The sequence below is a fragment of the Spongisporangium articulatum genome (assembly GCF_044465595.1).
GTDB lineage: Bacteria > Actinomycetota > Actinomycetes > Actinomycetales > Kineosporiaceae > Spongisporangium > Spongisporangium articulatum.
The window spans coordinates 323,629-344,873 of sequence record NZ_JBITLV010000002.1 but is presented as its reverse complement, the minus strand read 5'-3'; the positions used below and the strand labels follow the sequence as shown (position 1 = coordinate 344,873).

19 protein-coding genes are annotated in these 21,245 nt (G+C 71.2%); 4 read left to right on the top strand and 15 right to left on the bottom strand.

The window, feature by feature from the left end:
- Positions 1 to 86: 86 nt before the first annotated feature.
- Positions 87 to 1,205, bottom strand: coding sequence for a sugar ABC transporter substrate-binding protein (locus ACIB24_RS07750; RefSeq protein ID WP_398277663.1), 1,119 nt, complete (start codon positions 1,203 to 1,205; stop codon positions 87 to 89).
- Between the two features lie 182 nt (positions 1,206 to 1,387).
- Here ACIB24_RS07750 and xylA point away from each other — a divergent pair, with 182 nt between their 5' ends.
- The gene (gene xylA, locus ACIB24_RS07745) at positions 1,388 to 2,560 is read left to right on the top strand and encodes a xylose isomerase (protein ID WP_398277661.1); all 1,173 of its coding nucleotides are present in this window, start codon (positions 1,388 to 1,390) and stop codon (positions 2,558 to 2,560) included.
- An 89-nt stretch (positions 2,561 to 2,649) separates the two neighbouring features.
- Positions 2,650 to 3,444, top strand: coding sequence for a putative protein N(5)-glutamine methyltransferase (locus ACIB24_RS07740; RefSeq protein WP_398277658.1), 795 nt, complete (start codon positions 2,650 to 2,652; stop codon positions 3,442 to 3,444).
- A gap of 32 nt (positions 3,445 to 3,476) precedes the next feature.
- Here ACIB24_RS07740 and ACIB24_RS07735 read toward each other — a convergent pair whose 3' ends face one another.
- The 11 genes from ACIB24_RS07735 to ACIB24_RS07685 all read right to left on the bottom strand — a co-directional run bounded on the left by ACIB24_RS07735 (position 3,477) and on the right by ACIB24_RS07685 (position 14,433).
- Positions 3,477 to 4,574, bottom strand: coding sequence for a helix-turn-helix transcriptional regulator (locus ACIB24_RS07735; RefSeq protein WP_398277655.1), 1,098 nt, complete (start codon positions 4,572 to 4,574; stop codon positions 3,477 to 3,479).
- Positions 4,575 to 4,733: 159 nt separating this feature from the next.
- Positions 4,734 to 5,984 (bottom strand): EAL and HDOD domain-containing protein, encoded by a 1,251-nt coding sequence (locus tag ACIB24_RS07730; protein ID WP_398277652.1) that lies wholly within the window; start codon positions 5,982 to 5,984, stop codon positions 4,734 to 4,736.
- Between the two features lie 136 nt (positions 5,985 to 6,120).
- Positions 6,121 to 7,785, bottom strand: coding sequence for a methyl-accepting chemotaxis protein (locus tag ACIB24_RS07725; RefSeq protein WP_398277649.1), 1,665 nt, complete (start codon positions 7,783 to 7,785; stop codon positions 6,121 to 6,123).
- Positions 7,786 to 7,855: 70 nt separating this feature from the next.
- On the bottom strand, positions 7,856 to 8,299 hold the full coding sequence (locus ACIB24_RS07720) for a chemotaxis protein CheW (protein ID WP_398277646.1): 444 nt from the start codon (positions 8,297 to 8,299) through the stop codon (positions 7,856 to 7,858).
- A 32-nt stretch (positions 8,300 to 8,331) separates the two neighbouring features.
- Positions 8,332 to 8,814 (bottom strand): hypothetical protein, encoded by a 483-nt coding sequence (locus tag ACIB24_RS07715; RefSeq protein ID WP_398277643.1) that lies wholly within the window; start codon positions 8,812 to 8,814, stop codon positions 8,332 to 8,334.
- Positions 8,811 to 9,176: a response regulator gene (locus ACIB24_RS07710; protein ID WP_398277640.1), complete on the bottom strand. Its 366-nt coding sequence runs from the start codon at positions 9,174 to 9,176 to the stop codon at positions 8,811 to 8,813. The genes ACIB24_RS07715 and ACIB24_RS07710 overlap by 4 nt, the downstream gene beginning before the upstream one ends.
- Complete coding sequence (locus ACIB24_RS07705) at positions 9,173 to 9,703, bottom strand: chemotaxis protein CheX (RefSeq protein ID WP_398277637.1); 531 nt, start codon at positions 9,701 to 9,703, stop codon at positions 9,173 to 9,175. Before ACIB24_RS07705 ends, ACIB24_RS07710 begins: the two co-directional genes overlap by 4 nt.
- On the bottom strand, positions 9,700 to 10,521 hold the full coding sequence (locus tag ACIB24_RS07700; protein WP_398277634.1) for a CheR family methyltransferase: 822 nt from the start codon (positions 10,519 to 10,521) through the stop codon (positions 9,700 to 9,702). Before ACIB24_RS07700 ends, ACIB24_RS07705 begins: the two co-directional genes overlap by 4 nt.
- On the bottom strand, positions 10,518 to 11,621 hold the full coding sequence (locus tag ACIB24_RS07695; RefSeq protein WP_398277631.1) for a chemotaxis response regulator protein-glutamate methylesterase: 1,104 nt from the start codon (positions 11,619 to 11,621) through the stop codon (positions 10,518 to 10,520). Before ACIB24_RS07695 ends, ACIB24_RS07700 begins: the two co-directional genes overlap by 4 nt.
- On the bottom strand, positions 11,618 to 11,989 hold the full coding sequence (locus ACIB24_RS07690) for a response regulator (protein ID WP_398278775.1): 372 nt from the start codon (positions 11,987 to 11,989) through the stop codon (positions 11,618 to 11,620). The genes ACIB24_RS07695 and ACIB24_RS07690 overlap by 4 nt, the downstream gene beginning before the upstream one ends.
- Before the next feature lie 2 nt (positions 11,990 to 11,991).
- Positions 11,992 to 14,433, bottom strand: coding sequence for a chemotaxis protein CheW (locus ACIB24_RS07685; protein ID WP_398277628.1), 2,442 nt, complete (start codon positions 14,431 to 14,433; stop codon positions 11,992 to 11,994).
- 340 nt (positions 14,434 to 14,773) lie between these two features.
- Here ACIB24_RS07685 and ACIB24_RS07680 point away from each other — a divergent pair, with 340 nt between their 5' ends.
- Positions 14,774 to 16,321 (top strand): GAF domain-containing protein, encoded by a 1,548-nt coding sequence (locus tag ACIB24_RS07680; RefSeq protein WP_398277625.1) that lies wholly within the window; start codon positions 14,774 to 14,776, stop codon positions 16,319 to 16,321.
- 138 nt (positions 16,322 to 16,459) lie between these two features.
- On the opposite strand, the gene ACIB24_RS07675 is transcribed toward ACIB24_RS07680, so the two are convergent.
- Positions 16,460 to 18,148 carry a sensor histidine kinase gene (locus ACIB24_RS07675; RefSeq protein ID WP_398277622.1) on the bottom strand — a complete coding sequence of 563 codons (1,689 nt, stop codon included), beginning with the start codon at positions 18,146 to 18,148 and terminating at the stop codon, positions 16,460 to 16,462.
- Positions 18,149 to 18,230: 82 nt separating this feature from the next.
- On the opposite strand from ACIB24_RS07675, the gene ACIB24_RS07670 reads away from it, so the two are divergent.
- Positions 18,231 to 19,421, top strand: a complete 1,191-nt coding sequence (locus ACIB24_RS07670; protein ID WP_398277619.1) for an MFS transporter — start codon at positions 18,231 to 18,233, stop codon at positions 19,419 to 19,421.
- A 120-nt stretch (positions 19,422 to 19,541) separates the two neighbouring features.
- Here ACIB24_RS07670 and ACIB24_RS07665 read toward each other — a convergent pair whose 3' ends face one another.
- Both ACIB24_RS07665 and ACIB24_RS07660 read right to left on the bottom strand, forming a co-directional pair.
- Positions 19,542 to 20,420, bottom strand: a complete 879-nt coding sequence (locus ACIB24_RS07665; protein ID WP_398277616.1) for a hypothetical protein — start codon at positions 20,418 to 20,420, stop codon at positions 19,542 to 19,544.
- Between the two features lie 7 nt (positions 20,421 to 20,427).
- Positions 20,428 to 21,219 (bottom strand): CDP-alcohol phosphatidyltransferase family protein, encoded by a 792-nt coding sequence (locus ACIB24_RS07660; RefSeq protein WP_398277613.1) that lies wholly within the window; start codon positions 21,217 to 21,219, stop codon positions 20,428 to 20,430.
- Positions 21,220 to 21,245: the final 26 nt, after the last annotated feature.

Below are 21,245 nucleotides of genomic sequence, written 5' to 3'. Positions count from 1 at the left end.
ATGGCTCAGGTGATGTACGGGGAAAGGGCCGGCCCGCGTGCGCGGGCCGGCCCGTCCCGATGCAGTACTGGTTCAGCCGACCGGGGTCAGCTGACGCCGTACTTGGTGCAGGCCTCCTTGAGGCTTGCGGTGGTGCAGATGTCGGCGGCCTTCTGGAAGCCGTCGGACACGACCGTCTTCACCGAGTCCTGGTAGATCGCCTGCGGCGTGACCAGCACGGACTTGACGTTCTGCTTGGTCACCGTGTCCGGGACCGAACCGGTGGCCAGGCTGTCGGCCGTGGCGGTGTCGCCCTTGATCAGCGCGATCGCCAGCTTCGAGGCCGCGTCGGCCTCGAGGTTGGTGTTCTTGTAGACGGTCATGCACTGCGTACCCGCGAGGATGCGCTGCAGGCCCTCGACGCTCGCGTCCTGGCCGGTGACCGGGACCTTGCCGGCGAGGCCGTTGCGCTTCAGGCTGGCGATGATGCCGCCGGCCATCGTGTCGTTGGCCGAGATGACGCCCTGGATCTTGCTGCCGAACTGCGAGTACAGGCCGTCGAAGGCGGTACCGGCCTTCTTGGCGTCCCACTCACCGGTCTGGTTCGTGGACAGCAGCTTGACCTTGCCGCCCAGACCCTTGAGGTAGTCGTCGTAGCCCTGCTTGAACAGCGCGGCGTTGTTGTCGGTCGGCGCGCCGTTGATGTACACGACGCCCGCGTTCGAGGTCTTGCCGTCGTCCGCGAGGCACTTCTCGAGGCCCTCGCCCATCAGACCGCCGACCTTCACGTTGTCGAACGACACGTAGTACGACGCGCCGCCGCCCAGCGTGAGCCGGTCGTAGTCGATGCTCTTGATGCCGGCGGCGGCGGCCTTCTTGAGGCATGCCGCACCGGAGTCGGAGTCGAGGTTGACGATCATGAGGACCTGAACGCCCTCGTTGATCATGCTGTCGCACAGGGTGGCGAACTTGGTCTTGTCGCCACCGGCGTTCTGGATGTCGGACTCGATGCCGGCGTCCGAGAAGGCCTTGGTGAGGCTCGGACGGTCGTTGGCCTCCCAGCGCGGAGAGGTGGTGGCGTCCGGCAGGATCACGCCGACCTTGCCGGTCGACGCGGTGTCGCCACCGGACGAGCCCGACGAGCTACCACCACAGGCGGCCAGTGCGAGAACCAGAGCGGCCGTCGCCGCAACCGGCAACACCTGCCACTTCTTGGCTGAGTTCATCGATCGCCCCTTCGCAATCATGATCGTGTGACGACGATCACCGGTTATGTTGTGTCTTGCAACATAGCTGGTTAGTCTCGCCGGTCAACAGCCTCCGGCCGGGCGGATATGTTGTTTTTCATAACGATCAAGTAACGCGGCCGTCATACGCGCGGCTCGACCCCGAAGGAGCGGAAATCCCTATGAGTGACTTCGTCCCGACTCGTGACGACAAGTTCTCCTTCGGCCTCTGGACCGTCGGATGGCAGGGCGTGGACGTCTTCGGCGGCGCCGTCCGGCCCCCGCTGGACCCCGCCGAGGCGGTGCACCGGCTGTCCGACCTGGGCGCCTACGGCATGACCTTCCACGACAACGACGTGTTCCCGTTCGACGCCGACGCGGCCGAGAAGGAGCGCCACCTGGGGCCTTTGCGCAAGGCGCTGACCGAGACCGGGCTGAAGATCCCGATGATCACCACGAACCTGTTCTCCCACCCCGTGTTCCGCGACGGCGGGTTCACCAACAACGACCGCGACGTGCGCCGCTTCGCCCTCGCGAAGACGGCCGAGAACCTCGACCTGGCAGCAGAACTCGGCGCCACGACGTTCGTGGCCTGGGGCGGCCGCGAGGGTGCGGAGTCGGGGGCCGCCAAGGACGTCAAGGCCGCCCTCGACCGGTACAAGGAGGCCTTCGACATCCTCGGCCAGTACGTGCTCGACCAGGGCTACGACATCCGTTTCGCGATCGAGCCCAAGCCCAACGAGCCCCGCGGCGACATCCTGCTGCCGACCATCGGGCACGCCCTGGCCTTCATCAACGAACTCGAGCACCCCGAGCTGGTCGGCCTCAACCCCGAGGTCGGGCACGAGGAGATGGCGGGGGTCAACTACGCGGCCGGCATCGCCCAGGCGCTGTGGCACGGCAAGCTCTTCCACATCGACCTGAACGGCCAGAACGGGCCCCGGTTCGACCAGGACCTGCGCTTCGGCGCCGGCAACGCGCGCGGAGCGTTCTGGACCGTCGACGTCGTCGAGCACACCTCCGGCAAGGCCGGGAAGTACGACGGGCCGCGGCATTTCGACTTCAAGCCGCCGCGCACCGAGGACATGGACGGCGTCTGGGCGTCGGCCGCCGGCTGCATGCGCAACTACCTGATCCTGCAGCAGAAGGTCCGGGCCTTCCGGGCCGACCCGGCCGTGCAGGAGGCGCTCAAGGCGGCCCGCGTCGACCAGCTCGCCGTGCCGACCGTGGGTGAGGGCGAGACCCTGGCCGACGTCCGGGCCGAGGCGCACGACCCCGAGGCGATGGCCGCCCGCGGCATGGCCTTCGAGGCGCTGGACCAGCTGGCCCTGGACCACCTCTACGGCGTCGCCTGAGACAACGGTTCGTGCCTGATCACGAGCAAATGGCCGCTCGGGAGGAGGCGCGCCGGCGCCGACGGGCAGGCACGAACCGCGATGAGAGCATGGCGCCCGTGCCGGACCTCGACTTCGACGACACGGTGACCCGGCTCCGGGCGGCCGGCTGCGCCTTCGCGGAGGAGGAGGCGGGCCTGCTCCTCGAGGCCGCCACGGACCCGGCCGGCCTCGCCGACCTGGTGCGGCGACGGGTCGACGGCGAACCCCTCGAGGTGATCCTCGGGTGGGTCGCATTCTGCGGGCTGCGTCTGGCGATCGACCCGCACGTCTTCGTGCCGCGGCAGCGCACCGCCCTGCTCGCCGAGCGGGCCGCCCGGCTGGCGGCCGACATGGTCCGGCCGGGTGACGCGGTCGTCGACCTCTGCTGTGGCTGCGGGGCCGTCGGCGCCGTGATCGCGGCCCGGGTGCCGGGCGTCGAACTCCATCTGGCCGACGTCGACCCGCGGGCCACGGCGCTGGCCCGCCGCAACGTGGGGGCGGCCGCCGTCCACACGGGCGATCTGCTCGAGGCCCTACCGGTCGAGCTGCGCGGCCGGGTCGCGGTCCTGGCCGCCAACGCGCCCTACGTGCCGAGCGACGCCGTCGCGGACATGCCCCCCGAGGCCCGCGACCACGAACCCCGCGCGGCCCTCGACGGAGGCCCCGACGGGCTGGGCGTGATCCGGCGGATCCTCGCCGAGGCCCGCCAATGGCTACGGCCCGGTGGGGTTTTCGCGGTCGAGTGCAGCACCGGGCAGGTCCCCCTCCTGCTGGGGGCGGTACGGGCGGCGGGCCTCACCCCGACGGTCGAGACGGACGACGAGCGCGGCGCGACCGTCGTCCTGGCCCGTCGTTCCGGCTGATCGATGCTGCGTTTGCGCATGATCGACGGGGGTCAGAGGGAGACCAGGTTGCGCCGGACCGCCTCCACCAGGGCCTGAACCTGGTTGCGGCTGTCGAGCTTGGTCAGCAACGACTGCACGATCCCGCGCACCGTGTGCACGGACAGGGACAGCTCGCGGCCCATCGCGGACACCGTGCTGCCCTGGGCCAGGAGGTCCAGCACCTGACCCTCCCGTGGCGTGAGACCCGCTGCCGCGCGGGCGGTCTCGAGCAAGCCGTCGCGAGCCAGCGCGTCGGCGGAGGTGAGCGGCTGGTAGACCAGCATGAGATCGCCGTCGACCACCGGACGGATCTGCTGCATGGTGATCCGTACCGTCACCGGGCCCTGGGCCGTCTCGACCAGCCGCACGATGTCCTGCTTCTTGCCCCGCCGGACCCTCGCGAGCAACTCCGGGTCCGGGCCCGTCACCCGCTGACCGGGGGCGTGCCCGATCCACATCGCGTCGAAGAGGAACCGGTCGACGAACGAGGTGGAGGGGCGGCCGAACATGCGCTCGGCCCCCGGACTGACCAGACGGATGGTCATGCTCGCGTCGATCACCAGGACGGGCAGGTCGATCGCGTCCAGCAGGGCGTAGAACCGGCTGTTGGCCGCGCCGAGGGCCGTCGAGACCTTCATCTGCTCCTCGGCCGGGCGGACCGTGGTCACGTAGACGACACCGCCGGGGTTGACCGGGTCCGGGGCCCGGGTCAACGAGATGTCCAACCACACGTCCGAGCCGTCGGCGTCGACGGCCTTGCCGATGAACGAGGCCCGCCCGCCCGCCGAGGCGATCCGCCAGGCCTCGCGGGCCGCGGGCTGGTACTCGGGGGCCATGTGGATCTTGTCGTGACCGACGAGCTGGGCCCGCGCGTACTGGGACAGCCCCTCGACCGCCTCGCTGGCGAAAACCGGTACCCGATAAGGGTTCACGACGATCATCGAGTCGGGGAAGGCATCGAGGAAGGCCCGCCAGGGCTCGGGGATGTCATGCCACCCCGCCTGTGCGGGTGGCTCGCCGGACCCCTCGTCCGGCGCAGCCCGCCCCCCGGCCTGGCCCGCGGTCAGCGGGACGTCGTCGTCCGGCCCGCGCTCGTAGCCCTTGGTCATTCCACCCTCGGCAACACCCGACTCCGCCCGGGCGCACGGGGTTCTCCCGGCACCTCATGGCGGACCGGCCCGTTGGTTGGAGCCGGTCTGGGCGAATCCTGTCAGGTTTACGGCCGTCCGGCGCGTGACCCGCCAATCCGAATGTGCGATCGGATTCGGTCAGAGTCCCAACCGCTTCAACCGCACCAGGGCGTCGGCCAGCGCGCGCAGGTACACGTCGCACACCTCGTCGGGCGCCAGCCCGCTGGCCAGGACGCCGTCCACGTCGGCCCGTTCGTAGGCGAGGACGGCGGCCAGCGCCTGACCTGCGGCGCCCGGCCCTCCCGAGGCGTCCGTCCCGGCGGCCGCGGCGTGCAGGGCCGGCCCCGCCGAGATCACGTCGAGCAACTGCGGCAACGGCAGTCCCAGACCTTCGGCGACCCCGGACAGCAGGCCGATCGTGTATGCCGTGGCCCCGCTCCCGGCGACCAGCCGGCGGCAGCTCAACCCGCGCGCGACCGCCGTCCACACCGCCTCGGCCGGCACCCCCGGCGTACCGCCCAGCAGCGCGGCCCGGGTCGCCCAGACGCTGAGCACCCCCCGGCCCATGAGCACCAGGGCCTGGTGCAACGAGGTGATGCCGTCGGTGCCCGAGAAGACGGCGGAGTTGGCCCCGTGCATCAGCTGCACCGACAACCCCGGGTCGGCGCTGACCAGTTCCTCGAGCTGATCGATGTCGGCGTCGGCGGCCAGCGCCTGGATCAGCCGCAGCGCGAGGAACTGCGCCGGCGCGACGGACTCGGGCCCCCGCACGGGCGGGCGGCCGGCCGCCCGGCCCTGGAAGAGCTCGAACCCGCCGATCAGGCACCAGTCGAAGAGGGCCGGGGTGTCGACCCCGGTGGCGACCAGCCCGACCGTGCTGCCCCGCAGGCCCGCGGCCAGGTCCGTCACGTCGTCCGGGTCGCACACCCCGACGTCGACGGTCACGTAGTCGGCGATGCCGAACAGCGCGGGCTCGACCGGCAGCGCGGCGGGCTGGCTGACCGCGATCCGGTACCCGGCGTCCTGCAGGCGTTCCAGGTCGGTGAGGTCGTCGGCCCCGACGAGGGCACCGTCCACCTCGAGCACGACCTGGTCCGGTGGGAAGAGCCGCTCTCCCCCGCCGTAGCGGTCGTGGGCGGCGAAGTCCCGGCCGCTGAAGTCGACGAAGGTGCGCCGCCCGTCGGTCAGCGCATGCAGGCCGACATCGCTGACCACCGGGTCGAGGGCGCGGTGGGAGTCACCGGAGTGTCCGGCGGCGAACCGGTAGGCGCGCGGCTCGTGCGCGGCGTCCACCACGGTCTGGCGCCACACCTGGACGCCGCCGGTGACCTCGCCGTCGATCTCGCCGTCCGCGCTCGACACCGGCCCGGGAGGGCTCGTGAACGACATCCGCTCAGGATGTCGAGGCCCGGCCGGGCCGGGTAAGCCGAAGATTCGCCGACCACGCGTCGCGCGGCCCACCAATCTTGATCAGTGGGCCGCGCGGCGGCGTACGTGATTCCGGACGGATCCGGGACGGAACGGGTCAGACCCGGAACCGGCCGACCAGCTCCTGCAGGTTGCCCGCGAGGTTGGCCAGCTCGGACGCCGCGCGCTGCGCCTCGCCGATGCCCTGGCTCGACGAGCGCGAGACCTCGGCGACCGACGACACGTCGGTGGCGATGCTCGAGGCACCGCGCGCCGTGTCGGCGATCGTGCGGGCCATCTCGCTGGTCGTGGCCGACTGCTCCTCGACCGCCGAGGCGATCGTGGTCTGGTAGGAGTTCACGTCCTCGATGGTCTGCGCGATCCGGGCGATCGCCGCCATCGCGGCCTCCGTGTCGCCCTGGATGGCCTCGACCCGCTGGGAGATGTCCTCCGTGGCCCGCGCCGTCTCCTGCGCCAGCTGCTTGACCTCCTCGGCCACCACCGCGAAGCCCTTGCCGGCCTCCCCGGCGCGTGCCGCCTCGATGGTCGCGTTCAGCGCCAGCAGGTTCGTCTGTTCGGCGATGCTCGTGATCACCTTGACCACGTTGCCGATCTCCGCGCTCGAGGCACCGAGCTTGCCGACCGTCTCGGTCGCCGTGGCGGCCTCGCTGACCGCGGAGCCGGCGACCCGCGACGCCTCCGAGGAGGACTGCGCGATCTCGCGGATGCTGGCGCTCATCTGCTCGGTGCCCGCCGCGACCGTCTGCACGTTGCTCGAGACCTCGTTGGCGGTCGACCCGAGCGCCGTGGCCTGGGCCGTGGCCTGCTCGGAGTTCGAGGAGACCTGGGCGCTGACCGCCGAGAGCTCCTCGGCGCTGCCGGCGAGCGTGCCCGACGTGCCGTTGATCTCGTTGACCGCCGCCGTGAGCGAGTCCTGCGCCTCGCTGAGGGCCTGGGCCATCTGACCGACCTCGTCCCGGCTGTCCACCGCGGCCCGATGCGTCAGGTCGCCCCGGGCGAGCGCCTGCAGCGCGTCGCGGACCTTCGCCACCGAACGGGAGATCATCGTGGCGATCCAGAATCCGAGCAGGAGCAGAACCAGGGCACCGACACCCGTGAACAGCCAGATCCGCACGATCGCGGAGTGGGCCTCCCGGCCCTGCTTCGCCGAGCTCGCCGACATCTCGGCCTTCGCGTTGTCGGCGATGGAGCTGAACCCGTCCTTGACCGGGCCGGCCGCGTCGCTGAACTGGCCCGAGAAGATCTTCACGAACCGGTCGTAGTCGGCCTGGGACAGATCCACGTTCTGAGCGATCGGCTCCAGCTTGGTCCGCCAGATCTCGGTCGCCTTGGCCAGGTTCGGCGCGATCTGATCGCTCAGCAGGGCGGCGTCGCCGGAGTCGAGGCCGATCTGCTGCAACTCGGCGATGGCCTTGTCGACATCGCCGAGGCCGTCGGTGACGTCGGCCTGGGCGCTCTTGACGGTGGCGGGGTCGCTCGAGACCAGCATCAGCAGCATGTCACGCCGCAGACCGGCCCAGTTGGCCCGTCCCTCGAGCGCAGCGGTCGCCCGCCGGGCCATGACCTGAGCGATCATGGTCCCGTCGTCGTTGATCCTGCTGGCCGCCAGCTGACCGGTGAGCCCGACGGCCCCGGTGACCACGAGGGCCAGCACGGCCATGGTGATGATCTTGAACTTGATGGACAAGTCGGAGAACAGCCGCAGCGGGGAGCGCCCGGCCGCCTTCTGGGCGCGGGCCGCGGGGAGGGCGACGGTGGACATCGGGTGGACCTTTCGGAAGGGACGGACGGGGCCCCGCGGCTGTTTCACGGGTGCGGTGCCTGGAGCTGGGTCAGCCGGCGAGGGCCGGCGCCTCGAGGCCGGTCAGGACGGAGCGGACGTTGAGCGCCAGCAGCAACCGCTCGGGCAGCGTGAAGGCGCCACCGATCAGGTCACGCACCTGCGCGTCGACGGTGGAGGGGGTCTCCTCGAACGGCAGGCCGTCCACGGTGACCACGCCGCCGATCTCGTCGACCACGAGACTGGTCGGCTCGCCGTCCACCCGGACGACGACGTTCAGCGTGCCGGGCCGGACCCGCTTGGCCGGGGGCATGCCCAGGCGCTTGCGCAGGTCGACCGCGGTGATCACCTCACCACGGAGGTTGATCAGCCCGCCGATCGCACCCGCGGCCAGGGGCACCGGGGTCATCGACTCGAGCCGGACGATCTCCTGCACCAGTTCGACCTCGACGCCGAACAGGTACGGGCCGACGACGAAGGTCGACAGCTGGCTCATCACAATGCCTTTCGAGAGTTTGGACGGGTGCTTCAGGGCTGGCAGACGATGGACATCAGGCCGGGCCCGTAGCCGGAGATGTCCATCCGGACGTCCTCGCGGGCGCCGAGCGTGGCGGTCAGCGACTGCACGTCGGGCGGCAGCGCGTCGCCGGGGCCGTACATCTTGTAGAGCTTCACGTGCGGCGCGCCGGGCACGTTGAAGACCGACGAGAGCACGTTCAGCACCTCGTAGCAGTTGTCCCGCAACGTGGCCGGCAGTTCCTTGTCGTCGATCGCGTCGTCGACGCCGCCCTTGGGGATCAGCCCGAGGGCGCCCCCGAGACGGGCCGCGGCGGCCAGGTCGACCACCGCGACCGCGGAGGTCGAGAGCTTGTCGGTGACGAACACGGCCGTGACCGACGTGCCACCGGCATGCACGGCCTCGCCGTCCGAGAAGTCGACGTCGCGCCCGACCAGGCCCTCGATGACGTTGCGCACCGCCTGGCGCGGCGGCACGGGCGAGGTCTCGCTCATGCCCCCACCACCGAACCGAGCGTCTCGGTGAACGTCTCGGCCGTGAACGGCTTGACGATCAACCCGAGGGCACCCGCGTTCTCGGCCTGCGCCCGCATCTCCTCCGAGCCCTCGGAGGTGACGAAGCAGAACGGCGTGGTCGAACCGCTGCCGCGCAGGGCCCGGAGGAACTCGATGCCGGTCATCTCCGGCATGTTCCAGTCCGAGAGGATCAGGTCGGGCGCCTGCGCGCCCACCATCTCCAGCCCCTGGCGGCCGTTCTCGGCCTCGAGGATCTCGTGGTGGTCGAGACCCGCCTGACGCAGCGTGCGGATCACGATCATCCGCATCGCCTTGCTGTCGTCGGTCACGAGGATCTTCACTGTGCACTCTCCATATCGCTGTCGGTCTCGGGGTGCGGGGGCCACTGCAGCCCCAGGGCGGCGGCGACCGGGTAGACGGCGAGCTCGGCCACGAGGCCGTTCACCGCGGCCCGGGCGACCAGACCCTCGGGGTGACGGTCGGTCTCGCCGCCGGACAACTCGAACCGGGGCAGCGGCAGCGACAGCCGGGAGTGCTCGAAGAGCACCGACTTCACGTTGCCGCCGGCGATGTTGCCGAGTTCGGCCACGGCGTCGACGATGTCGTCGTCCAGCGGCTGGGCGACCCCGAGCATCCGGGCCGCGACCACCTTGGCCAGAGCCATCGGGACGAGGATCTCGATCTCGACGTAGCCGTCGCCCCTGAGGTCGTGGATGGCCAGCCGGGTGAGCGCCTGCTCCCCCGGCGGGGCCGGCTCCCAGGCCGGCAGCACCTCCTCGCCGAGGATAGAGGAGAGCACGTCCGTGAGGATCGCCTCGAGATCGGTCTCCAGCCCCTCCCATTCGGAAAGGTCCGTCAGAACGGTCATTTCGCACCTCCGTGCTGGAACACGACTGCCTTGTCGACCTCGAGCCGCCGGAACGAGTCGTCGAGGCTGAGCGCGCTCTCGGCGCCGCCCAGCACGAGGAACCCACCCGGCCGCAACGACCGCCGGACGTTCTGGATGACCTGCCGCTTGGTGGCCAGGTCGAAGTAGATGAGCACGTTGCGCAGGAACACGACGTCGCATGACGAGACGCCGCTCTGCGGCTGGGTCAGGTTCCCGACGTCGAAGCGGGTCATCGACCGCAACGACTCGCGCACCTGCCACTCGCGCCCGTGCTGCTCGAAGTGCTTGACCAGGTACCGGGCCGGCAGGCCGCGGTTGATCTCGAGCTGCGAGTACCGGCCCGCCCGGGCCCGCTCGACCATCGACGCCGAGATGTCGGTGCCGATGATCCGGGCCGTGCGACCGGGCTGCGTGGGCAACCACTCCTGCAGCAGCATGGCCAGCGAGTACCCCTCCTGCCCGGAGGAGCAGGCGGCGGACCAGACCGTGATCGGCCCGGTCCGGTTGTCCTGGACCACCTGGGGCAGCAGGGTTTTAGTGAACGCCTCGAACGGGTGCGAGTCCCGGAACCACGACGTCTCGTTCGTGGTCATCGCGTCGATCACCGCAGCGGTCAGCTTCTCGTCGCCGCGGCGCAGCCGGGCCACGAGCGAGGCCAGGTCGGACTCGCCGCTGTTGCGGGCCACGGGCATCAGCCGCGACTCGACCAGGTACTCCTTGCCGGGCTGCAGGTCGATCGAACTGCGCTGCTTGACCAGTCCCGCCACGTAGGAGAAATCAGCCTGGGTGAGGTTCACGAAGCACCTCCGGACGCGGCGGGCTGGCGGGCGGGCGTGCGCGCCAGCGTGGTGGACAGCACCTGCGCGACCTCCGGCAGGGGCACGATGCGGTCGGCCTGACCGGCGGTGGCCACAGCCCCGGGCATACCCCAGACCACGCTGGTGGCCTGGTCCTGGGCGAACACGTGACCGCCGGCCCGGCGGATGACCTCGGCGCCGGACGCGCCGTCGCGCCCCATCCCCGTCAGCACCAGACCCAGCACGCCGCTGCCGAAAGTGGCGGCGACGGAACGGAACAGGACGTCGACCGCGGGCCGGCAGTAGTTCTCCGGCGGGTCCTCGGTGAGGTGCGCGCGCAGCTGTCCGGCCGTGCGACGGACCTCGAGGTGGAACCCTCCCGGCGCGATCAGCACCGAACCCGCGCGGACGGCGTCCCCCTCCTTGGCCTCGCTGACCGTCAGCGGGCACAGACTGTTCAACCGGGCCGCGAGCGTCGCGGTGAACAGTGGAGGCATGTGCTGGACAATCACCACAGGTACCGGCAGGGACGCCGGAAGGCCGCGCAGGACCGTGGCCAAGGCATCCGGCCCGCCGGTCGAGCTGCCGATCGCCAGGATCTCGAAGGGGGTCATGCGCATCCCCGGACGCGGCTGGGCCGCAACGGGTTTGGCCGCCTGCACCGGCATGCTGGCCAGCACCCGGCTGGCCCCGGTGAGCGCGATCAGCTTGGGCACCAGCTGCTCGCGGATGTTCTTGCGGCTCTCGGTCACGCTGCCCACGTTCGACGGCTTCGTGACGTAGTCGCTGGCCCCGGCCGCGAGCGCGTCCAGGGTCGACGACGCGCCGCGTTCGGTCAGCGTCGAGAACATCACCACGGGCAGGCGCGGGTGCTGCTTGCGCAGCTCCCGCACCGCGGAGATGCCGTCCATCTCGGGCATCTCGATGTCCATGGTGACCGCGTCGGGCTTGAGCTCGGCGATCTTCTCCAGGGCGATCCGGCCGTTGCGGGCCACACCTGCGACCTCGACGCGCGGATCGTCGTCCAGGATCTCGGTGACGAGCCGCCGGATCACCGCGGAGTCGTCGACGACGAGCACCCGGATCCGCTCCGCGCTCATGCAGGCACCAGTCCCAGCAGGCTGAGTTTCTGCGCGATCGTCTCCTCGGTGAAGGGCTTGATCACGTACTCGTGCGCCCCGGCGGCCAGCGCCCGCACGATCTGGCTCTGCTCGCTCTCGGTGGTGACCATCATCAGCGTCAGGTCGCGCAGGTCCTCGCGCGCGCGGCAGGTCTTGATGAAGGTCAGGCCGTCCATCACCGGCATGTTCCAGTCGACGAGGGCGACGTCGGCCCGGAAGCCCGCGTCGAGGACGTCGAGCGCCGCCTGACCGTGCTCCGCCTGGGCCACGTCGAAACCGAGCCCGTCCAGCAGCCGGGTCAGGATGGTGCGCATCGCCCGCGAGTCGTCGACGACGAGTGCCTGCATCATCAGAGTGCTCCTGCCTCAAGAAGCTCGGGTTCGGTCAGTGGCGCGCCACCGTTCTCGGAGTAGAACCCCGGGTCGGCGGCCAGTACGGCGGCCCGGACGTCCAGCAGCTCGACGACCCGTTCCCCCACGACGACGCTGCCCAGCAGGGCCTCCCCGTCGATGTCGCTGCGCGTGCCGGCGCGCTCGGTGGCGATGTCCACGATCCGTTCGACCGCGAACCCGACGCTGCGCGCGCCCCGGGTGTAGACGACCAGCGGGACGGTGTCCCGCTCCTCCTCGCCCATCCCGTACGCACCCAGCACGTTGGACAGCCGGGCCACCGGCATGATGTGGCCGCGGTACTGCGTGACCTCGCGCCCGCCGACCCGCTCGACCGCGGCGTTCGGGATCTCCTCCAGGCGCGTGACCATGTCGAGCGGGATCGCGGCCTGCCGACCCCCCGCGACCTCGACCACCAGCACCGGGTCGATCTGCTCGACCCCGTCGACCACGTCGGTCGCCTCGGCGTTGGCCGCGTTGGTCAGCACGTTCGCGTGCCGCGCCAGCGTGGTCGCGTCCAGGATCAGCACGACGGACCCGTCACCCAGGATCGTGGCGCCCGCGTAGAGCGGCAGACCCTTGAGGTGACGGCCGAGCGGCTTGACCACGATCTCCTGGGTGTCCAGGACGTCGTCCACGACCAGCCCGAAGCGGTGCTGCTCGGCCTGGAGGACGACGATGTAGCCGCCCCGCTCCTCCGTGGACTGCAGCTGCTCGGCCGCGTCCAGCGGTTCTCCCTCGCCGTCGGCCGCGACCGGTTCGTCGTGCTCGAGCGGCTCCTCGTGCGACTGGTCGTGCGAGCCGACCGGCACCAGGCCGAGCTGCTCGTCGAGCCGCACCAGCGGCAGCAGGGTGCCGCGCAGCCGGTACACGGGCGCGCCGGAGATCATCTCGATCCCGCCGCGAGCGTGGTCACCGGCCAGCCGCACCAGCTCCAGCACGCTGACCTGCGGGACCGCGTACCGGCGCCCGTGGCAGCCGATGGTCAGCGCCGGGATGATCGCCAGGGTCAGCGGGATGGTCAGGCGGAAGGTCGACCCGGCGCCCACCGCGGACGTCACGTCGACAGAGCCGCCGATGCCCTCGATCCGGGTCTTCACCACGTCCATCCCGACGCCGCGGCCGGAGACGTTGGTGACCTGACCCGCCGTCGAGAACCCGGGCAGGAAGATCAACTGGATGATCTCCCGCGAGGTCATCCGGTCCAGCTGGGACTGCGTGACCAGCTCGCGCTCCAGCGCCTTGGCCCCGATCACCCCCGGATCGATGCCCTTGCCGTCGTCGATGATCTCGAGATGGACCTGCCCGGCCTCGTGGTAGGCGCGCAGGGTCAGCTGACCCTCGGGGCCCTTGCCCGCGGCGACGCGTGCCTCGGGCGACTCGATGCCGTGGTCGATGGCGTTGCGGACCAGGTGGGTCAGCGGGTCCTTGATCGCCTCGAGCACGCTGCGGTCGAGCTCGGTGTCCCGGCCCTGCATCTCGAGGCGAACCTGGCGGCCGCACTGGCGGGCCAGGTCGCGCACGACGCGCGGCAGTTTGCTCCACACGGCGTCGACGGACTGCATCCGGGTCTTCATGACCTGTTCCTGCAGCTCGCTGGTGACCAGGCTGAGTCGCTGCGCGGACCGGCCGAGGCCGGTGTCCTTCGCGTCGTCCAGCTCCGAGACCAGCTGGTTGCGGGCGAGCACCAGCTCGCCCACCATCCGCATCAGGGAGTCCAGCAGGTCGACGTCGACGCGGACGCTGCTGTCCACCACCGAGCGGCGGGCCTCGCCGGGCTCCTCCTCGCCGGCCGCGGGGGCCTTGGCGTCGGGCTTCGCGTCGGGCTTGGGGGCCGGCTGGGCCTCCGGCTTCTTCTCGGCCGCCGGAGTGGGGCCGGTGGCCTGCGCGGGGATCAGCGGGGCCGGTTCGGGCTCCGACTGCGCCTCGGGCGCAGGCTCGGGGACGACGTCCGCCGCACCTTCCGCACCTGGCGCCGGCGCGGCCGGCGAGGCGGCCGCGGGAGCCGCGCTGTCGTCGTCCTCCAGCAGGGCCCCGAGCTGGGCGGTCAGCGCCGAGTGGTCGCCGTCCCCCTCGCCGCCGGTCTGCTCGATCGTGGCCAGCAGGCCGCGCACGGCGTCGACCATGGACAGCAGCGCCGTGGAGCGCTCCTCGGTGAGCTGGATCTTGCCGTCGCGCAGCCGGCTGAGCAGGTTCTCACCCACATGGGTGAGCTGCTCCAACTGGTGAAAGGCGAGGAAGCCGCTCGTGCCCTTGATGGTGTGGATCGTCCGGAAGACGCTCCCCAGGAGCTCACGCGAGCCGGGCTCCTGCTCGAGGGCGAGCAGGTCTGTGTCCAGCTGGTCGAGGTTCTCGTGGGACTCGACCAGGAACTCAGCGACGATCTCGTCGACCGCCTCCATCTGGGACCTCCGCGTCTCACCGGTCGGGCGCCGGGAATTAGGTATCGGTTTCCGGCGCGCACTGTTCGGCCGATCAACACGTCACCGTTGTTTCGGCCGCCGGTCGGGCGACTTGAGGCGTCCCGCACTCACCCTTTCGGAGCGTGCGGGCGGCGCGGCCCCGGCGTCCGGTGAAGATCGACGCGATGGGATCCGCAACCGTCAAGGAGACGGGAGCCGGTGCCGATGGTGCTGCCCGAAGGCGACAAGCCACGGGGTCGCTCCCCCCATTTGGTCTCGGCCAGTCGAACCCCCGGCGCGAGGCGAGCGAGCGGACCGAGCACATCTCAGGAGAACCGCCATGCGCGGCAGCACCCACACCCAGAGCGCCACCCCCGGGAACGCCCCCGGCCAGGTCCCTCAGGACGTCGAGAACTTCAGCAAGCTGGTGGAGGCCATCGGTCTGGCCCACGACGAACGTTCCGGGTACAACCTCGGCGTCGCCGCCATGGTCAAGGCGGCCGGCTTCGGCTACGGCCGAGCCTGGATGATCGACCACGAGGGCCGGCCCGGCGGGCTGGACGAGGTCGGCACCGTGGCACCGCTGAACGCGCCCGCCACGAGCTCGCTGGAGTCCGAGCCGTTGTTGATGCGGGCCGTCCGCAGCCAGGAGGCCGTCTTCACCGACGAGCTGCCCACCGAGGCCAACTCGCCGCGGACGCGGGCCGCCGTGGGCGCGGGAATGGTGGCCGCTTTCTACCACCCGATCGTGCAGCGCGGCCGCACCGTCGCCGTGTTCGAGTACTTCTGCGCCACCCCGCTCGGGTACGACGACGCCCGGATCGCGAAGATCAACGCCCTGTCGAAGATCGCCGACCTGTCGGTCTCGCACGCCATCGCCAAGGACCAGCTGCGCGAGGTCGCCGACGACCGGCTCGCCGTGACGTCGGTGGTGGGAGAGGTCGGCAAGGCCCGCGATGCGCAGACCGCCGCCCAGATCGCCCTGGCCACGGTGCGGGAGGCGTTCGGCTGGGCCTACGGCTCCTACTGGAAGCTCGACGAGACCCAGAACGTGCTGCGTTTCGAGGTCGAGTCCGGCAGCGCCGGGGAGGAGTTCCGGCAGGTCACCCTGGCCGCGAGTTTCGCCGAGGGGGTGGGGCTTTCGGGTCGGGCCTGGCGCCAGCGCGATCTGGTGTTCGTGCAGAACCTGGCCGACCTGACCGACTGCGTGCGGGCCCCCGCCGCCGGGCGGGCCGGCGTCCGGTCGGGCGTCTGCTTCCCGATCATGAGCGGTGACCGGGTGCTCGGCACGATGGACTTCTTCACGACCGAGAAGATCGAGCTGTCCGAGTCGCGGGCGTCCGCGCTGCGCAACGTGCAGCAGCTGGTCTCGCAGCGGATCGACGTGCTGAACCGCGAGGAGACGGAGCAGGAGAACGCGCGGGCGCTGCTCGACACGGTCTCCCAGTTGCGGGCCGCCACGAACGACGCGGCGGAGGTGGCGAACGAGGCGGTCAGCCGCGCGGGCACCATGTCGGGGGACGTCGAGAGCCTGGGGTCGGCCTCGGAGGCGATCGGCAACGTCATCAAGATCATCTCGAGCATCGCGGCCCAGACCAACCTGCTGGCTCTGAACGCGACCATCGAGGCGGCGCGCGCGGGGGACGTCGGCAAGGGGTTCGCGGTCGTGGCCAGCGAGGTGAAGGAGCTGGCCCGCGAGACGTCGGAGGCGACCGGGCAGGTGGCCGGGCAGATCGCGGCGATCCAGACCAACACGAAGTCCGTGGCGTCGGGCATCCACGCGACCAGCGAGATCATCGGCCGGATGGACTCCGTCCAGGCCAGCATCGGCGAGGTGCTGGAGCGTCAGGCCCAGATGGCCGCGGCGTTCGAGCGCAACACCCGCTGACTCCCCTGCTCGTGATCATGCACGAACGCAGGACTTCCGCCGTGATCATGCGCAAACGCAGGATTTGAGCGTTGATCATGCGCAACCGCATCATGCGTTTGCGCATGATCAACGACTGGTTGCCGCGTTTGTGCATGATCACGAGGTGAGTTGGTGCTCCAGGTCGGGCTGGAGGGTGAAGGCGAACCGGGCCCCCTCGCCGGGTTTTCCGCTCGCCTCCACGCCGCCGCCGTGGCGCTGCACGATGCGTCGCACCGAGGCCAGGCCGACCCCGGTCCCGGGGAACGAGGACTGCTCGTGCAGGCGTTGGAACACCCCGAAGAGCTTTCCGGCGTATCGCTCGTCGAAGCCGACGCCGTTGTCCTGGACATAGAACCGCGGCGGGTGCGCCAGCGGGTCGGCCTCGGGCTCGACGCCGAACTCGACCCGGGGCCGGGGTACCTGGGCGGTGAACTTCCAGGCGTTGCCGAGCAGGTTCTGCAGCACCAGCCGCAGCAGCGCCGGGTCGCCCAGCACCCAGGCGTGCTCGGGGGCGACGAACTCCACCCGACGGCCGGTGTCGCCGTCCATCGAGCACTCGGCCGCGACGTCGCGCGCCAGCTCGGCCAGGTCGACCCGCACGTGGCGCACCTCGGCCCGGGTCACCCGGGACAGCTCGAGCAACCCGTTCACCATGTCCCGCATGCTCGCGGCCGAGTTGCCCACCCGGTCCAACGCCGTCCGGGCCACCTCGGCCAGCTGCTCGGGATCGCCTGCGGCGAGCGCCTTCTCGATCCCGTCGAGGCCGATCGCCGCATACCCCGACAGGTGCCGGATCGGCGCCCGCAGGTCGTGCGACACCGCGTAGGTGAACGCCTCCAGCTCCTCGGTCCGCTCGGCCACCCGGCGCTCGAGGTCGTTCTGCACGCGCACGTTCTCGATCGCCACGGCGGTGCTGTCGGCCAGCGCCTGCAGCAGCCGCACCAGATCCGCGTCGAACTCGCGGGGCTGCGACCAGTAGGTGCCGATGGCCCCGATCGGATCCACCGCCCGGATCGGCACCATCACCATCGAGCGCACGAAGGTGGGCTCGTACGTCGCCCGCGGGATGCGCGCGTCGACGTGGATGTCCGGCAGCACCGCGGGCTGCCGGTGCGTCATCGCCCAGCCGCTGACGCAGGCCTCCATCGGGAACCGCTGCCCCTTCCACAGCGGGCCGATCGCGTCCTCGTCGGCGTAGTAGCAGAACCCGCGGTCGCGCAGCACGAACGTGGCCCCGTCGGCGCCGCTGAGCTGCCGGGCCGCACCCCGCACGACCGCCATGATCGACGCGATGTCCGGGGCCAGTGACAACTGCTGGACCACCCCGACGAGCAGCTCGTACCCGGCGGCCTGAGCAGCCGCCGAGGACCGCCGTCCGGTGACGCGCAGCGCCGCTTCCTGATCAGCGGTCCTCCGGCCCTGGGTCACGATCAGATCGGCGACCTGATCGCCGATCTGATCGGGGGCTCCCCCGACGGGGGTGACGCCGATGGCCTCGAGCCCGGCGACGTCGTCCTCGCCCGGCTCGTGCGGACGGGTCGGGTCGACGACCAGGGCGCAGGCCACGCTGGGCGCGACGAGACGCGCCTGGTGGAAGGCCCGCAGCCCCTCGGACCCGGGTTGGACGCCGTCGCAGACCACGAGGTCGGCGCCGGCGAACACCTGCTGGGCGAGCACCGTGGAGGAACCGACCACCGCGGGGCGGCGGATCACGACGTCGGGCACGGCCCGCTGCAGCGCGAGGTCGATCTGCTTGGCCACCAGGTCGTCGTGTACCAGCAGCACGACCGACGGCTCCGACTGCATACGTTCTACGGTAGGCACCATGCCCCCGCCCAGCGTTCCGCCACGCAGGGGAACTTTCGATGACCGTCAGTCACGAATCGCCGTGAGCCTGGCCTTCGCCGTGCAGGGCCTCGGCTTCTCCGTGCTCGTCACCCACCTCCCCCAGTTCAGCGACCGCTACGCCCTCGGCGACGGCGCCGTGACCGCCGTCGTCCTGATGGTCACGGTGCTGGCCGGGGTGGGCAGCGTCGCGTCGGAGGCCCTCGCCGCCCGGGCCTCCAGCCGGGTGGCCCTGCAGGTCAGCCTCCTGCTCGTCGGGGTGAGCCTGGCGCTGCTGACGCTGAACGCCGGCTTCGGCGTGGCCGCGGTCGGCTTCGCCTTCTACGGGCTGGCCGTCGGCGGCGTCGACGCGACCTCGAACATGCAGGGCGTCGCCGTCCAGGCCCGCTACGGGCGCAGCCTGATCGCCTCGTTCCATGCGTCGTGGAGCGCCGCCGCGATCGCCGGGGCGTTGTACGTGGCGCTCGGCGAACAGGTCGACCTCGACCTGTCGGCCTCGCTCGCCCCGGTCGCCGTGGTCGCGCTGCTGGCCGGCTGGCGGCTGGGGCCCCGGCTCGTGCCGCCCGGCGAGGGCCACGTCGTGACCCCGGAGGAGCCGGTGGACGACGACCGCTCGGCCCCCGAGGTGGCCGCGCCGGCCGCCGGGGGCATGTCGGCGGCCCGACCCGTCCTGCTGGTCGGTCTGGCCCTGACGGCGTTCTGGGCGGTGGACTCGTCGGTCTCGAACTGGAGTGCGCTGTACCTGGAGGACCTGCACGCCGGGACCTGGACGGCGCTGGGCTACGCCGGTTACCAGGTCACCGCGCTGCTGTCCCGGCTCGGCGGCGACCGGGCCGCGAACCGGTTCGGCGCGGCGAGCACCGTGCGCGCGGCCGCCGCGATCGGCACGCTCGGCGCGCTCGTGGTGGTGCTGGCCCCGAACGCCGCGGTCGCGGTGGCCGGGTTCACGCTGATCGGCGTGGGCCTGCCGGTCGTCGCGCCGTTGTGTTTCACCGCCGTCGCCCAGCTGGCGTCGGCCGGGGACGGCCGCTACGACAGCGTCGCCGTCGACACGGCCATCGCCCGGCTCAACGTCTTCAACTACGCCGGGTCGTTGATCGGGGCCGCCGCGGTGGGCGCCGTCGGGGCGTTGGCGTCGCTGCGCGTCGGTCTCGTCGTGGCCCTGCTGATGGCCCTGGGCGTATCGGCCCTCGCCCCGGTCTTCGCCCGCGCCGAGCACCTCGCCTCCTCGTGATCATGGAATTAGGCGTGATCACGAGCAAGTGGGAGGAGTGACCTGCCGATGACCTGCGGGTGAGACATCGGGTCGACTACTGGGTGGCGTCGTTCGGGCTGCTCGCCCTCGTGACCGGCGCTACGGCGCTGCTGGCGGTGTCGGTGCAGCGGCTGCTGGGCTGACGTCGGACGTGCCCGCGTCCGGCCCGCCCTCGAACCGGACCAGCACCAACGTCCCGAACGCCGTCAGGGCGAACCCCGCCACGGCCCCGACCGCCCACCCGGAACGTACGGTGTCACCGAGGAACAGCAGCCCGACCAACGACGGTCCCGCCGTCTGCAAGGCGATCATCGGCCCGGTCACCGTCGTCACCGCCCCCCGCTGCAGGGCGATCGAGTAGAGCAGGAACGCCAGGCCCGCGGCGGCCGCCATCACGTAGGCCACCGGCGACGTGACCAGGTCGAGCCCGATGTCCGGCAGCACCCGGCCGCACACCCCGACCACCGCGTAGCCCAGACCGGCGAACGCGCCCAGAGCGGCCGTCGCACCCCGGCTGTGCACCCGCCAGGCGGCGGCCCCGCCGACCACGAGCACCGCCAGCGTCCCCAGCAGGCCGAGCTCCAGGGCACCGGAGGCCTCCGACTCCCCCACGTCGCCCCCGGCCAGGGTGAGCAGCACCAGCCCCCCGACCACGCAGCCGACGGCGCCCCACTCGCGGCGGGCCAACGGCTCGCCGTACGTGAACACCGCCAGCACCGCCGTGACGGCCAGGCTGGCGGCGATCGCGGACTGGGCCAGGTACAGCGGCAGGGTGCGCAACGCGATCAGGTGCAGCACGAAACCGGCCAGCGTCAGGCCGAGCGCCAGGGCGTACAAGGGCCGGCGAAGCAGGGCGAACAGGACGAACGGGTCCATCCGATGGGTGTGCTCCACCTGGCGCGCACCGATCGCCTGGAGGATCGAGGCCACGCCGTAGACGAGCGCCGCGCCCAGAGCGCAGGCGACACCCAGCAGCATCAGAACCTCATTGCTGGCCGGCCGGCTCCAGTTCGCGCGGGGTCGCCTCGGGGGCGCGACGCCGCTGCATCGTCAGCCACAGGCTCGCCCCCACGTAGTACGCGAGGTAGGCGAACGAGATGCCCAGCACGATGCCGTTCGGGTCGGGCACCTGGGCCAGCAGCACGGCGTAGGTGACCAGCCAGACCGCGGTGGCGGCGATGTTGGTGCGCCGCAGGGCCGCCGTCCGGGACGGGTAGATGTACTTCAGGGGGACGAACACCAGCGCCGAGCAGACCACGAGGATCGTCGCGGTCGTGGCGACCGACAGGTCCATCACGACCACGTAGAACGCGACCACGTTCCAGTAGCTCGGGAAGCCGAGGAAGAAGTGGTCCTCCGTCTTGGCGTCGACCCGGCAGAACTGGTAGCTGGAGGCCAGCAGCGGCGCGAAGGCCAGCGCGGCCCCGGCGGTGCCCGAGGGCAGGTAGCCGCCGGTCCAGAGCAGCACCACGGGCGCGAAGACGTAGGTGATGTAGTCGACGATGTTGTCGAGCATCGCCCCGTCGAACGACGGGATCGTCTCCTTGACCCGGAACCGCCGGGCCAGCATGCCGTCGGTGCCGTCGATGATCAGCGCGGCGAAGCTGACCCACAGGGCCCGCTTGGCGTCGCCGTCGATGGCGGCAGTGACGACGAGGAAGGCCAGGACGGTGCCGCTGGCCGTGTAGAGGTGCACACCCAGCCCCGCCAGGCGGAACGGCCTGGAGAAGTCGAAGGCATCGCTCGCGACATCTGGTGTCGTCAGCGGAACCCCCAAGGTTCGGGCCAGGCCCGCAGCTATGC